This window comes from Kordiimonas sp. (assembly GCF_965216265.1).
Lineage (GTDB): Bacteria > Pseudomonadota > Alphaproteobacteria > Sphingomonadales > Kordiimonadaceae > Kordiimonas.
Genome location: NZ_OZ244153.1, coordinates 990,689 through 1,004,341, shown reverse-complemented (window position 1 = coordinate 1,004,341; position 13,653 = coordinate 990,689). Strand labels below are relative to the sequence as shown.

14 protein-coding genes are annotated in these 13,653 nt (G+C 55.0%); 4 read left to right on the top strand and 10 right to left on the bottom strand.

All coding sequences use genetic code 11. The annotated features are described in order from the left end of the window. The first annotated feature begins 42 nt into the window (after positions 1-42). On the top strand, positions 43-342 hold the full coding sequence (locus ACOOGA_RS04670) for a hypothetical protein (RefSeq protein WP_420429669.1): 300 nt from the start codon (positions 43-45) through the stop codon (positions 340-342). A gap of 51 nt (positions 343-393) precedes the next feature. Here ACOOGA_RS04670 and ACOOGA_RS04665 read toward each other — a convergent pair whose 3' ends face one another. The 3 genes from ACOOGA_RS04665 to ACOOGA_RS04655 form a co-directional block, all read right to left on the bottom strand. After that, complete coding sequence (locus ACOOGA_RS04665; RefSeq protein WP_420429667.1) at positions 394-2,259, bottom strand: PAS domain S-box protein; 1,866 nt, start codon at positions 2,257-2,259, stop codon at positions 394-396. Positions 2,260-2,459: 200 nt separating this feature from the next. After that, positions 2,460-3,428: a thioredoxin-disulfide reductase gene (gene trxB / locus ACOOGA_RS04660; RefSeq protein WP_417460488.1), complete on the bottom strand. Its 969-nt coding sequence runs from the start codon at positions 3,426-3,428 to the stop codon at positions 2,460-2,462. Positions 3,429-3,625: 197 nt separating this feature from the next. Continuing rightward, on the bottom strand, positions 3,626-4,612 hold the full coding sequence (locus ACOOGA_RS04655) for an aldo/keto reductase (protein WP_420429665.1): 987 nt from the start codon (positions 4,610-4,612) through the stop codon (positions 3,626-3,628). Between the two features lie 222 nt (positions 4,613-4,834). Between ACOOGA_RS04655 and ACOOGA_RS04650 the strand changes: the two genes are divergently transcribed. After that, positions 4,835-6,781 (top strand): ATP-binding protein, encoded by a 1,947-nt coding sequence (locus ACOOGA_RS04650; RefSeq protein WP_420429663.1) that lies wholly within the window; start codon positions 4,835-4,837, stop codon positions 6,779-6,781. A gap of 10 nt (positions 6,782-6,791) precedes the next feature. Here the strand turns inward: ACOOGA_RS04650 and ACOOGA_RS04645 are convergent, their stop codons facing one another. The 5 genes from ACOOGA_RS04645 to ACOOGA_RS04625 all read right to left on the bottom strand — a co-directional run bounded on the left by ACOOGA_RS04645 (position 6,792) and on the right by ACOOGA_RS04625 (position 10,431). Continuing rightward, positions 6,792-7,049, bottom strand: coding sequence for a hypothetical protein (locus ACOOGA_RS04645; RefSeq protein ID WP_420429661.1), 258 nt, complete (start codon positions 7,047-7,049; stop codon positions 6,792-6,794). Between the two features lie 100 nt (positions 7,050-7,149). Further along, entirely contained in the window at positions 7,150-7,662 is a 513-nt protein-coding gene (locus tag ACOOGA_RS04640) for a hypothetical protein (RefSeq protein ID WP_420429659.1), read from the bottom strand. A 38-nt stretch (positions 7,663-7,700) separates the two neighbouring features. Then, positions 7,701-8,564, bottom strand: coding sequence for a hypothetical protein (locus ACOOGA_RS04635; RefSeq protein ID WP_420429657.1), 864 nt, complete (start codon positions 8,562-8,564; stop codon positions 7,701-7,703). Positions 8,565-8,668: 104 nt separating this feature from the next. After that, a complete protein-coding gene (locus ACOOGA_RS04630) occupies positions 8,669-9,598 on the bottom strand; it encodes an aldo/keto reductase (RefSeq protein WP_420429655.1) in 930 nt (309 codons plus the stop codon). A 149-nt stretch (positions 9,599-9,747) separates the two neighbouring features. Beyond that, a complete protein-coding gene (locus tag ACOOGA_RS04625; protein ID WP_420429653.1) occupies positions 9,748-10,431 on the bottom strand; it encodes an ArsR/SmtB family transcription factor in 684 nt (227 codons plus the stop codon). An 80-nt stretch (positions 10,432-10,511) separates the two neighbouring features. Between ACOOGA_RS04625 and ACOOGA_RS04620 the strand changes: the two genes are divergently transcribed. Together ACOOGA_RS04620 and ACOOGA_RS04615 are read left to right on the top strand one after the other, a co-directional pair. Next, a complete protein-coding gene (locus ACOOGA_RS04620) occupies positions 10,512-10,871 on the top strand; it encodes an NIPSNAP family protein (RefSeq protein WP_420429651.1) in 360 nt (119 codons plus the stop codon). Then, a complete protein-coding gene (locus tag ACOOGA_RS04615; RefSeq protein ID WP_417460480.1) occupies positions 10,868-11,212 on the top strand; it encodes an antibiotic biosynthesis monooxygenase family protein in 345 nt (114 codons plus the stop codon). The genes ACOOGA_RS04620 and ACOOGA_RS04615 overlap by 4 nt, the downstream gene beginning before the upstream one ends. On the opposite strand, the gene ACOOGA_RS04610 is transcribed toward ACOOGA_RS04615, so the two are convergent. Continuing rightward, positions 11,203-11,637, bottom strand: coding sequence for a GFA family protein (locus ACOOGA_RS04610; protein WP_420429649.1), 435 nt, complete (start codon positions 11,635-11,637; stop codon positions 11,203-11,205). The genes ACOOGA_RS04615 and ACOOGA_RS04610 overlap by 10 nt on opposite strands. Before the next feature lie 76 nt (positions 11,638-11,713). Continuing rightward, entirely contained in the window at positions 11,714-13,480 is a 1,767-nt protein-coding gene (locus tag ACOOGA_RS04605; protein WP_420429647.1) for an amidohydrolase, read from the bottom strand. Positions 13,481-13,653: the final 173 nt, after the last annotated feature.

Here is a 13,653-nt window from a genome sequence, read left to right as displayed (position 1 = left end):
TGCAGTGATGAAACGGTACAGATATCGCTTGGGGACCATAGTGTGAGCAACAAAGCTGTTCTTGAACATGCGGCCAGTTATTTCAAGGCTCAGTACCCTGGGCTTACCGCAGAAGCCATTATCTGTTTCCTTGTTGTGGTGGATTTGAACGAACCAACGGTGGGTGATGTTGCGCGCGCAGTTGGTATGACCGAGCCACAGGCGTATCAGCATATCTCCATGCTGACACCAAGCGGTGCCGGGATTATCCAGCTACAAAACGAGGGCGACGGCAGGAATATTGTACTGTTGACCGAGGCTGGGCTGGCGGCAAAAGCCGCCATTGAAGCTGCGTTGAAGTGACTTTCGGCGGGATTGGGCTCCGCATACCAGAAGAGTCCCTTACCCACATTTTTACGTATTGGTGCTGCGATAGAGGGTGATGCCTTCCTCCGCATATTCTTTAGCTGTGCTGATGTTATTGGTCAGGGAAAGCAGGTTCTGGTTGATGTCGGCGACCGCAGTGGCCGCTGTGTTCATGCTGCCAGATATTTCACGTGTTACGACGGTCTGCTCGTCAATGGAGCTTGTAATCTCCATAACGTTTCCTTGCAAGTTAGTGACAGAGCTATTGATTTTCCCCAGTTTCTGGACAACTTCGGATGAGATGGACTGCATGCGGTCAATTTCGCCAGAGATCTGATTGGTGGCAGTGCCCACCTGATTTGCGAGGTTTTTCACCTCACTTGCGACAACCGCAAACCCTCTGCCTGCTTCGCCCGCTCGAGCGGATTCGATAGTGGCGTTAAGGGCAAGAAGATTGATCTGGGAGGCAATGTCATTGATGAGAGTGACAATTTTGTTCATGGCCTCAGCCGCCGAAGTCAACTCCTTGGTCGACGCATCGGCAGCACCAGACTCCGCTACTGCCTCTTCGGCGGCCTTCCGTGCGGTTGCCACGTTCACGGCGATTTCCTGAAAGGATATATTGAGCTCTTCTGCGGCGGCAGCAACAGTTTGTACTGTGGAGTCCGTTTGGCTCGAGGCGCTGGCCGCTGAGCCAGATTTCTCTCTAGCCTCGGAAACAGATGTCAGAATGTTTTCCAGATTGGTATCAACCAGAGCCGCAATGCGGGCGGCTTCATCGCGCGCCAATACGGTTTCAGTGATGTCAGAGGCAAACTTCACCACTTTAAAGGGCTTGCCATCCGGACCGTAGATCGGGTTGTAAGTAGCCTGTAACCACAGATCATTTCCGTCCTTGTCGACGCGTTTATACTCGTCGCTCTGAAAGGCGCCTGCCGCTAGGTCTTTCCAGAAAGCAGCGTATTCCGAACTTCCGTGATGGCTTTGCTCGACAAAGATGCGGTGATGTTTCCCCCGTATTTCGTTGAGGGCATATCCCACTGCGTCCAGAAAATTCTGGTTTGCAGTAATAATGGTACCATCTAGTTCAAACTCGATGATGGCCTGCGCCTTGTTCAGCGCTTCTATTTTTCCCCGGAAATCAGAGTTCCTGATTTTTCGTTCGGTGATGTCTGACGCGAATTTAACGACCTTCAACGGTGTGCCGCCGCGGTCCACGACCGGGTTATAAATAGCCTGAAGCCATATATCGTCCCCGTTCTTATTGATGCGCTGAAATTCTGCGGTTTTGAACTCGCCTTCGCGCAGCTGCTGCCAGAATAGTTTGTATTCTTCGCTCGCGGCCACTTCGGGTTTGACGAAGAGGCTGTGATGCTGGCCGACGATTTCCTCGAGCGTATACCCTGTGGCGACAAGGAAATTTTCGTTCGCGGTGATGATTGTTCCGTCAAGTTCAAATTCAATGACCGCTTGCGCCCGGTCAAGCGCGGCCAACTTGCCCTCTGCATCGATGTTTTTGAGTTCAGCGGCAGTGATGTCTGTCGCGAACTTGATAACTTTTTCTACTTGGCCTCTTTTATCGGTAACGGGCACATAGATGGCTTGGAGCCATATAGGGTGGTTACCTTTGGCAACCCGCTGGAAGGTCCGTGACTGATAGGTACCTTGCCGAAGGGCGCTCCAGAATTCTTTGTAACCGGAGCTCGCAGCCTCCGCGTCCCTTACAAACATGCTGTGATGCTTGCCGACAATTTCAGCGAGCGTATAGCCTATTGTTTGGAGGAACAGGCTGTTGGCACTCAGGATCGTGCCATCAGGCTTGAATTCAATCATGGCCTGAGAGCGCGATAGGGCATCGATTGATGCACTCGCACTGCGATCAGATGTCTGAAGTTTTTTTATTGCATCGAACACAAACCATTCTCCTCTGACGGGATTTATTCAACCGTCATATGTATTTAGCTTTGTTCGACCCCCTTAGGATGAGCGCAGAGTAATCGATTGCGATTAAAAGAAAACTAACAATCGCCCTACGTTTCAAAAAAACTGAGGCGTAAAATAAAAGGCGGCCGAAGCCGCCTTGAAATCTCGAATATACGAGTGGTCTGCTGTGCTTATTCTGCTGCTTTGGAGGCAGCGTGGTGCAGCTCGGCCAGATATTTTTCAGCTTCAAGTGCTGCCATGCAGCCCATGCCTGCGGCGGTAACAGCTTGACGGTAAACTTTATCAGTTACATCACCTGCCGCATAAACGCCGGGGATGTCTGTTTGGGTGCTGTCAGGCTTCTTGAACAGATAACCTTCTTCGTCCATCGGCAGTTGGCCTTTGAACAGCTCAGTTGAAGGTGTGTGGCCAATGGCAATAAAGACACCGTGCACAGCCACATCTTCAATATTGCCGGTTTTCACATTCTTCAGTTTCACACCGGTCACACCAAGCGGGGCTTCAGTGCCGACAACTTCTTCGAGCACCGTATCCCATTTTACCTCAACATTCTTGGTAGAGAACAGGCGATCCTGCAGGATTTTTTCTGCCCGGAATTCATCGCGGCGGTGAATGATTGTCACCTTTGAGCAGATATTTGCGAGGTACAGCGCTTCCTCAACGGCGGTGTTGCCGCCGCCAACCACAATAACCTCTTTGCCGCGGTAGAAGAAACCGTCACATGTTGCGCAGGCAGATACGCCGTATCCGTTGAACTTCTGCTCTGTCTCAAGGCCAAGCCATTTGGCTTGTGCGCCGGTTGAGATAACAACAGCGTCTGCGGTGTAAACCGTGCCGCTATCGCCCACAGCCCGCTTTGGCGTTGCCTTGAGGTCAACTTCAGTGATGAGATCGTAGACGATGTCCGTGCCCACATTTTCAGCCTGCTGGCGCATGGCCTCCATCAGGTCTGGGCCTTGTACCGCGTCAGCAAAACCGGGGTAGTTTTCCACGTCTGTTGTGATGGTCAACTGGCCACCAGCCTGCATACCGGTCACGATAGTTGGGTTGAGGCTGGCGCGAGCAGCGTAAATTGCAGCTGTGTAGCCCGCTGGGCCTGAGCCGATTATAAGCAGGTCGGTGTGTTTGGTTTCAGCCATGTCTGGTGTCCTCATCTTGCCGGTTCGGCCTAGTGCCGTACACGGGGTCATTACTGTCTTGCCCTTTACATAAAAGCTCGCCCGCCATTTGCCAAGCGATTGGCGCAGCATACTCAATGGAATGTTTCGATGAGGGTGATCGGGAAGGCGAATTAATCAGCCGGAAGGTCGAAATCTCCCGGCTGACCAACATGTTATCAGGCGTCGACGAGCTTCATGCCAAAGTCGCTATATCGGGTGCCAGCCACCTGTTCCGCAAGCGGTGCCAGATGCTCCAGATCTTCTGTTGTCAGATTGACGTCGTAAGCGCCTAAATTGGCTTCCAGGTTTGCCAGTTTTGTGGTGCCAGGGATGGTCACAACACGGTCGCTTTGCGCAAGCACCCAGGCAAGGGCCATTTGCGATGCTGACACGCCTTTCTGGCCCGCGAGCGCGATAACTTCTGCAGCAAGCATACGGTTGGCATCAAAGTTTTCGCCTTCAAAGCGAGGTAGGGAGAGGGAGCGCCAATCATCTGCCGCCGGGCGTTTCCCGCCTTGATAAGCCCCCGCAAGCATACCCCGCCCCAGTGGTGAATAGGCGACAAGGCTGGTGTTAAGGTCCTCAAGGGCCGGGAACAGCGTGTTTTCAATTGCCCGTGTGAAGATCGAATATTCCGATTGCACGGCGGCGATTGGATGAATTTTGGCCGCACGGCGCAGTGTATCGGCGGACACTTCGGACAGGCCGATTGCGCGCACCTTGCCTTCCTTAACCAGCTCAGCCATGGCCCCGACGGTTTCTTCAATCGGTGTATCAGGGTCCAGTCGGTGAAGATAATAAAGGTCAATATGGTCTGTTTGCAGGCGCTTGAGTGAGCCTTCAACGGCCCGGCGGCAGTTTTTTGCGCTACCATCAAGTGCGCCTTTGCTGCCGGTATGGGCGGGAGCAACGATGCCAAACTTTGTAGCCAGCACCACTTTATCCCTACGCCTGTTCAGCGCCTTTCCAAGCAGGGTTTCATTCGTGTGCGGCCCATACATTTCAGCCGTGTCGAAGTGATCAACACCTCGCTCAATTGCTTCGTGAGTTAGCGATATGCCCTCACTTTCCTCCACCGGTTTGCCGTAAAATGCACTGAGGCCCATGCAGCCCAATCCAATTGAATTCACTTCAAGGTCAGAGTTGCCAATCTTCCGTTTCATGCTGGAAATCCTTTCGCTCAACTGATGAGGAACCAAGATTGGGCAGCATCCCGGCGATACAAGGCGGGCCTGAAGCTTCAGGCATGCATTTGCAGTATCGGTTATATTATATTGGTGAAATGCCCAAAATCTGATTGCCTTACCGCATGAAAGTGTGCCGACAATGGTGGCTCGGGCAGGGGCAAGGGGTGCAAGTTGGCGAGACACTGGATCTTAATTGCGTTGATCGTATTTTTGGGCGGCCTGATGGTTTCGTCGCCGTTTGTGCTTTATGCGCCCGATCGCGGCGACGGAATGACGCTTGAAGCTGGCTGGCGCGCGATCGACGAAGAGCTTGTTAACCCTGAACTGGCCGCCGCGCGTGCGAGAGACGCACGCGAAGTGATGATCCCTGATTTCATGAGTGGCCAGTCTGGCGCCGATGGTGCGTTCGGCACAATCACCTACATAAGAGGTGTATCTGGCGTTCCGGCGGATTCTGCCTTGGTGACTGGCAAGATCAGAAGCGTTTACAGATATTACGCCGTTGTGGACGGAGATGACGGGCCGCGAGTTTACAAGCTTGGCGGCAATGGGGACCCCTCAGTGGTGAACCCGGAAACGAGCGCAAGCGCGCCGCCCAAACATATGCTGCTCGACTTCGGTGCAAGCGACTTTACCCTTGTGCTGCATGTGGCGAACACATCGCATTTTCAGGCTGGCTTGATGACGGCACCGGTTATCCGGGATGCTGCGTTGGCACAGCGCACGGAGGACGGCAGGCTGGCGGCCATCATGCTTTTTGCGGGCTTGTTTATCGCGATCGGGCTTTACACCATTTTGCTGGCGCTATGGCACGCGGGGGAAAGTTATTATTATAGCGGCGGTGTTGTACTTGTGCTGATCGCTATACGGCTCATTTTCGTGCAGGATTTTGAGTGGCTGTTTCTGCCTTTCATCTCTTATCCCGCTTCCTTGCGGTTCGAATATGTCACCTTCTTCACACTGTTGCCTATGTTCTACGGGCTGGCTTGTGGTTTGTTCCCCAAGGAAGCCAGTGTGCGCGGTGCGCAGTTGCTGTTTGGGGTGTCTGGCCTTTTTGCGCTGGTCGCGATTGCCGCACCGCTGCCTTGGGTGTTTGAAACGCGCAATCCCTATATGCTGGTGGCCGGCATTTGCGGCGTGATGGTGTTGATGGTGTTCCTGCGGGCCCGCAACAAGCGCCGTTTGGGGGCGAACGTGGCGCTGGCGGGTTGGGCCATCATGATCATGGCGATGTTGGCGGACGCAGTGCTGACCGCATCGGGCGCGCTTGGTGGACTTGAAAGTGTGCCGGTGGCGACGATTGCGTTTGCGGTTATCCTGATGTGGCTTTTCACCATGCGGTACCGGCGGGAGCAGGCTGAGCGGACGGCCCTTTCCAAACATCTTGCCATGGCAAATGAGGCTCTGGGTCTGAGGGCGGATGAGTTGGATGACGCGCAACAACGCGCAGAGGATGCTTTGCGGATCAAGTCAAGTTTCCTCGCCAACATCAGCCATGAGGTCCGCACGCCGCTTAATGCCATCATCGGTTTTTCCGACCTGCTGATTTCCCAATCACATAGCCCGGTTGACGCGCAAAAACAGCGCGAATACCTGAGCCTTATTCGCAATAACGGGCAGCAGTTGCTGGTACTTATGTCGGATATATTGAGCGTTTCTGACTTGGAGGCTGGGCGGTTTGAGGTCGCGCATGACCCGTTCGACCCGCAGGATGTTGTGGACATGAGTGTTGGGCTTTTGGCACCTGTCGCGCGTGAGAAGCATATCTTCCTCGATACCCAGTGTCAGTCGATTGAGATCAAAGGAGATGTGCGCATCATGCGGCAGGCGCTCATCAAGGTGCTGTCGAACGCCATGAAACATGCGCCCGATAACGGCGTTGTAACCGTGCACGGTGCCCTTGATGAAAACCATTTCACGATCCGAATAACAGACACAGGGGCTGGCATGCCCAAGGAAGAAATGAAGGTCGCGTTATCTGTTTTCGAGCGGCCAGGTCACGCCTATACCTCAGACCCTAACGGCGGCATGAGTGTTGGTCTGCCGCTCGTTAGCCGCCTCATGACGCTGATAGACGGGCGACTGGATATCGAATCTATTGAGGGTGTCGGTACGACGGTGACGCTCGGTTTCCCGGTGGAATAGCATGCCCCGGTTAGCGTGCCTTGCCACTAAACAGCATAGCCGCACACAAGGTGATTAGCACCACAGGCACGAGGCCGAGCGCGACCGCAAGCACGCCTTCAAGTCCCCAGAAAATACCGGCAAAAACCCACAGCATAACAGCGTTTAAAAGCGCGAAGATCAGCGCTTCGTCACTTTTGCCTGCGTCTTTGATAAGGCTGCCAACAAAGGGCAGCGCACGGAAGGCGCGGGAGACAAGCGAAGGGGTCCGGTAAACAGTGTCTGACATGGCAAGGCATCCCATTGGCAGTTTTAAGCTGCGCGGAACATAGCCTGTGTTTCGAGCACCGTCAGTGTGAGCAATTGTCGCAGTTTGCCAGTCTTGTTAGTTAGTCAATATTTGGCACTGCATCGGGCGCTTCTTCATAGATGAAGGTATTCGCTTCGCTCCAGACACCATCTGTTAACAGCTTTGACCAGCCGTGCATCTGCCCGTTCTCAATACGGTAGCCAGAAAGGGTCTCGGTGGGGCCGCCTTTTGACCCACGGATGAACTCGTGCACGTCAATACCGCCCTCAACAGGTGTGATGACCCCGTCTGTGTAGAAGCCTGCCGTGGTGACATAGCGGTAAATGATCTTGCCTTGCACATCATCCCAATGGATCAGGCTTTCGCCCGCGTAGGAGCCGCCACCAACGCTGTGGGTGATGCGCATCACGCGGCCGTGCAATATCCACTCCCATTTTGAGATATCGCTAAAGTTTTCCGAGCCGTCCACGCTGCCATCAACCGTGCGCCAGGTTTTGCCGGTGAAGGGTGCGAGCGGGGCAAGCTGCTCAATAGGCTCTGCACTCACATGGGCGGAGAAAAACAGGGCAAGCGCCGTGATCAGAATGCGCATGATATTATCCTTTGTGCTCATGGCGCTTCAGGGCGCGCTTATTGAAACGACAGCCGGTAAGCGGAAACACGGTGGTCACTTTCCCCAATGATGCGGGGTATTACAAGAAGGCCTGTAACAAAATCATACTGGAAATCAACGGCGTGAAAAGCTTCTTCGGAGATAGGGGCAGCGACCCCGTCGGCCCCAAGCCGCCAAAGCCGGGTGTCGTCCACCATGGAAATGATGAAGGCTTCACCATCCCAGGCAACACCGTCAATGTCCTTCACGTCCGCCTGCCGGGTTACTGGCCCGTTTGCCAGAGGCTTGCCGGTATTGCGGTCCCATATCCATATCTGCCAACCGCCACTCAGTAACATATTGTTGGCGACATAGAGCCCGTTGACGAACTTAAGCGCTGCGCTGTCTTCAATTAGAGGCACAAGCGTGTCATCCTTCAGGGTATAGATCTTCTGGCTGCAGCTTGCGGAGATATAGACAGTTCCGTCACTTGCTATAGCAACGTCGTTAAAACAGGGGTTAACCTCGGGTGCTGGATACTCCCGCACGATTTCACCGGTTTTCACATCGGCGACTTTCAGCATGTTGAAGTCTGCGAAGAAGAGTTCCTCGCCGAACAGGACCATGCCGGTTGGAGCATCAAGCCCTTCTATCCATTTCGCTGCAATCACACGGCCAGACATTGAGAGCTTGCTGATATAGCCTTGGCCGTTTTTGCCATAGCCCACCACGTTAGACACATAGATGGCGCCATGGTTTTCATCAATAGCGACAGATTCCGGCTCAAAAAGGCCGGTGTCCACTGTCCAGACATGGCGAATAACAGCTGTTTCAGCCCAAAGCGGTGCGTGGGCAGTGAAAAATGCTGCGACAAGCGCAGCGCACAATATGGTACGGAACATTATCTTCCCAAATATCAATTCCCCGCCCACAGCATAGGCATGCAATGTCAAATTGAAAAGCCGCTTTGCGGTAGTGTGAAGATGATGAGGGTTAGCCTGCTTTGTCAGGGCAGGCGGGCACCAATGCTTGCCTGAAGTACACCGTACCAGTCTGTTCGACTGATCTTGACTTTAGCAGCGCGCGCAGCTTCCGTGATGCGGGCCGGTGTCTGTGTACCGATGATGGGTATCACGCCAGCCGGGTGTACCATGGTGAAAGCAAGTGCTGCTGCGGCGCGGTCTGTGTTGTTTTTCTCAGCGATGTCATCGAGTGCCTTGATAACATTATCCAGACGCGTTTGGCCTTCGGCTGTGTCAGCCTGTCCGGTCATCAGCCTTCCGCCACCAAGCGGAGACCACGCAAGTGCAAGCGCGCCAAACTCCTGACATAGGTCGAGCGTGCCGTCAAAAACAGGTGAAAGCTCCAGCGCTGAAAACTCCGGCTGCTGTGATGCCAGCGGGAAGTCCAGATGCGCTTGCAGTGCCCTGAACTGGCTGGGTGTGAAATTGGAAACTCCGGCCTCGCGTATCTTGCCTTGGGACCGTAAGGCGGACAGCGCTTCGGCCACCTCCGCCATGGGTGTCAACAAGTCAGGACGGTGAATCTGGTACAGGTCGATCGTCTCCGTGTTCAAGCGTTTGAGAGACTTTTCGCAAGCTGTGGTGAGGTAAGCTTTGCTGGAGTTATATGGCGTGCCCGGCCATATGCCGCCCTTGCTTGCGAGTACCATGTCGTACCTGAGGCCCGGTTGCGCCTTCAACACCTCACCGAGCAGTTCTTCCGCACTGCCAAAACCGCCGGGACTGCCTTTGCCGTATATGTCGGCGGTATCAATAAGCGTCATGCCGCATGCCAGCGCCGCCTCGATTTTCGCTTGCGCAGGGGCTACCTCCGTGCCCGCAAAGCGCCAACAGCCATAGGCAATTGGCCCGACAGACAGGCTTGATTGCCCAATGTTAAACTTGGGCCGTGCGTGAAGGAGGTCGTCTGCCATGGTGATGTCTCTTAATCTTTGTTTTTAAAGTATTTTACAGTTTGCAGTGCCTGCACAAATCGGTACCAGTTAAGGGGCTAATATTGCTATATTTGACAGCGCTGTCAAATAGCTTATTTGATGTCTTACTCAGATCATGGAACGGAAACTCAAGCCGGGCCGAAAAAGCGGTTGAACTCTTCGCGTCCGCTATTGGTGAAGGTCACCTCGCGGCTGCCCTCCTTCCGGCTTGCCCAGCCTTTGGCGTAGATATGCTCAAGAAGGGCTGCGCCAAGGGCGCCAGCCAGGTGTGTGCGGCGTTCGCTCCAGTCCAGGCAGGCTTTACATAAGGGGCGTTTGGCGCGTACGAGGGTGTCGAGCGGCAGACCAAGGCGTTTCATGAACCCTTCGCCAACGGGGGTGATAACGGGTTCACCTTCATGCTCAAACAAAAGCCCGCGCGCGAGCAGGCCTTCATAAAGCTGGATGCCCATATCACCGGCTAAATGGTCGTAACATACCCGCGCATGCCTGAGCGCGGGGTCTTTGGGGCCGGGACGGGTGCGGATATGGCCGGTGCGAACGGCGACGCCCATCAAGTTCTCCAGAAGGTCCGCAATATCAGGCCCTGAAAGTTGGTAATAGCGGTGACGGCCTTGCTTGCGAATACCCAGCAGGCCGCCGGTTTCCAGTTTGCTCAGGTGGCTCGAGGCGGTTTGTTTGGTCACGCCTGCCTCATCTGCCAGCTCGGTCGCGGTCAAGGCCGTGCCACCCATCAGGGAGGTAAGCATGTTGGCTCGGGCCGGGTCGCCGATAAGCGACGCGATAAGCGCGATGTCTGGTCCGTCTTTCATAGTTCGATGTTAATCGAAGCAAGGATGATGATCAAGCCGCTATCATGGCCTCCACACCCAATTGTGAACTGGAGAGAAGTATGAGCATTCTTTGTTGCATCCGCTATGAGATAGATCCGTTTAAACTGAATGAATTTGAAGCTTATTCAAAGGCTTGGGCGGAGATTATTCCGGCTTGCGGCGGTGTTCTTTTTGGCTATTTTCTGCCGCATGAAGGTACGAATAATGTAGCGCTGGGGCTAATTTGTTTTGAGAGTTTAGCTGCTTATGAAGCATACCGGAGCCGCCTTAAAACCGATGAGCGCGGGCGTGAGAATTTTGAGATGGCGCAGCGGGAGAAATTTATCCTCAAGGAAGAGCGAACCTTTTTGCGCGCCGCAGAAGGCTTTGAACTGCTGCGGTTTTTCAACACCGGGAAAGCTCCGGAGTCCGCCGCATGATCGCTGTTATCTTTGAGCTTCAGCCCAAGAAAGGCATGGAAAACGCCTATTTTGACCACGCGGCCACGCTGGGCAAGCTTCTGCCTGAGATGGACGGCTTCATTTCGGTCGAGCGTTTTGAAAGTCTTGCAAATAAAGGACAATATCTCTCCCTCTCATTCTGGCGGGATGAGGAGGCTGTGATGGGCTGGCGAAACCATATGGAACATCGCGCAGCACAGCGTGACGGCCGCGCGCGTGTATTTGAGCATTACCGCCTGCGGGTTGCCCATGTGATGCGGGATTATGGGCTCAACGAGCGGCTTGAGGCACCGGATGATTCACGAGAAATTCACCGGTAATCGCCGGTGAACGCGCCGTCAGACGATGCTTTAAACTGTGGCAGGCCATCGGTGATTTCCACGAACTCAGCCTTCTCACCCACAAAGATATGCCCCATGGTTTTAAGGCCCGACGTGTCATCAAGGGACCCTGCGAGGATGCCGGTCGCATCCAACTCAATTGGTTGCCAAAAGAGGCTTGAACCACAGTCGCGGCAATAACCACGCTCTGCTACGTCTGAGGTTTTATAGAACGCGAGGCCGTCACTTCTGGTGATTTTAATGTTCTTTTTCAAAGCCTTGGTATGCGCACCAAAGCTGCCGTGCAGTTTTTGGCACATGCCGCAGTGGCAGTTCACCACGTCCCGTAGTGGGCCGGTGATTTCATAGCGGACAGCGCCGCAAAGGCAGCCACCTGTGGCGGTCGTTTTTTGAGTATCAGTCATTATATCGTCTCCCGTCGCGCACCCGGATGACATAGATAGGCACGCGCACGGGAATTACCACCGATAATCCGGCACATTAGAAGAAACCGATAATCACATCCCACAACAGCCCCGCGTTTGAACGGGTGGCGACGCGAGCGTCTACTTCGCGTCCCTCTATCCAGGTTTTCTGCGCCCGAATATCGTGGAGATCAGCGTCATCGGTCTCCAGCGGGTTATGCGAAAGCATCACAAGATCGGCGGATTTCCCAACTTCAAGGCTGCCGCGCTCATGCTCAAGGCCGAGCTGCCACGCAGGGCCGGTTGTCATGGCCTGAAGGGCTTCAAGACGGGACAAACGTTCATGCGCGCCAAGCGCAGCCTCCCCGCGCCGGGGGATGCGCAGCGCCGCTGTTGCAAAGCTCCGGAACGGGCCAATGGGCGTTGCGGGATGGTCACCATGGAAGCTGACATGATGCCCGGCCTCAAGCGCGGTGCGGATCGGCATATAACGCTGTGTGCGCGCCTCGCCCACCAGTTCCGGCAGCCGGTGGCCATAAAAATAAATATGGTCGATGAAAAAACTTGTTGTGAAACCAAGGATTTGCGCGCGCTCAAGCTGCGCCTTGGTGATGAGCGCGTTATGCTCCAGCCGGTGGCGATGGCCCGCGCGCGGGCTGGCCTCAAACGCCTTTTCCGCAGCATCCAGCACACGGTCAACCGCGCGTTCGCCCTGCACATGCACAGCAATCTGGTACCCGCGCCTGTGGTATGCCGCGAAGGCCGCTTCAAAATCATCGCCTGAATAGTTGAGCGCCCCACGATGCCCGGCTTTCAGGTGCAGCCGCTCGCGCACCAGTGCGCTGTCCTCATAGGGTTCCTCAAACGCTGCACCGCCCGCGTAAGGGGAGCCGTCCATCCAGAACTTAACACCAACTACAGCGCCGGTTTTGTCTTTATCTTCAGGGGTTTGGCTCGGAGAAATTTGCGGGGGCAGGGCGTATATCAGGCCACGAATGGGCGCGCCTTCTGCCTCCAGCCTGCGCTTGAGCAGCGCCACCGGGTCATGCACCCGTCCCACCGGGCCAAGCTCCGCCACCGTGGTATAACCAGCCCGCGCATAGGCCCCCATCTGGAGGTTGAGGAGCAGGTCTGCGGCTCCCTTTGGCGGCGCTGGCGGTGCCCCCAAAATCACCCCGATCGCGCCCACTTCACGCAGCGTGCCGGTGAGCTTGCCGTCCGCATCCCGCACATATTCCCCGCCCGGTGGGTTAGGGCTATCCTCCAGGATTCCTGCGGCTTTCAGGGCTTTGGTATTTGCGTAAGCGTCATGCATCATCTGGGTTAAAATCACCAGTGGGCGCTCAGGCGAGAGGGCATCCAGCTCGGCCAAAGTTGGCGGCTCAAGGTCGTCAACCATTACCGGGTCCCAGCCGAAGGCTATGGCCCATTCGCCGCCCTGCCAGTCCTCAAGCTCGCGCCTCAGCGTCGCCATTACCTCGGCCCGGCTATCATGCGCAAAGCCGCTCACGTCAATCGCGGCCCCCAGAAGCGCACTGGCAATCATATGGCTATGGGGTTCAATCAGGCCGGGCATCAGGGTTCTGCCATCCAGATTTATCTTTGTAACAGAAGGGCTTGCAAGCGCGTGGACCTCCGCTTCATCCCCCACGGCGACGATCTTGCCGTCCCGCACCAGCACGGCTTCCACCACGCCTGCGTCGGCCATGGTGATCACCGGCCCACCATAAAACAACCGCTCCTCCGCCGCTGCTGGTGGCCTGATCCAGATAGCAATAAACACCGTCGTCACTGTGATGATGGCTGCAAGAGCCAACAGGCTGCGCTTGATGTATTTTTTCATGAACCCAGTTCCCCCCAGTAACCCCAAAAATCATGTAGGGCGCGGGCGGCCGCTGGCCAGTTTAGGGTGAATTTTCGCCTAAAATTAAAAGAGCCCCTCAAAAAAGGGGCTCTTGTCAGGCTTTCATCCGCGAAATTACACAAAGGGTGTGGCGGATGTGTGGCTATAAGTGT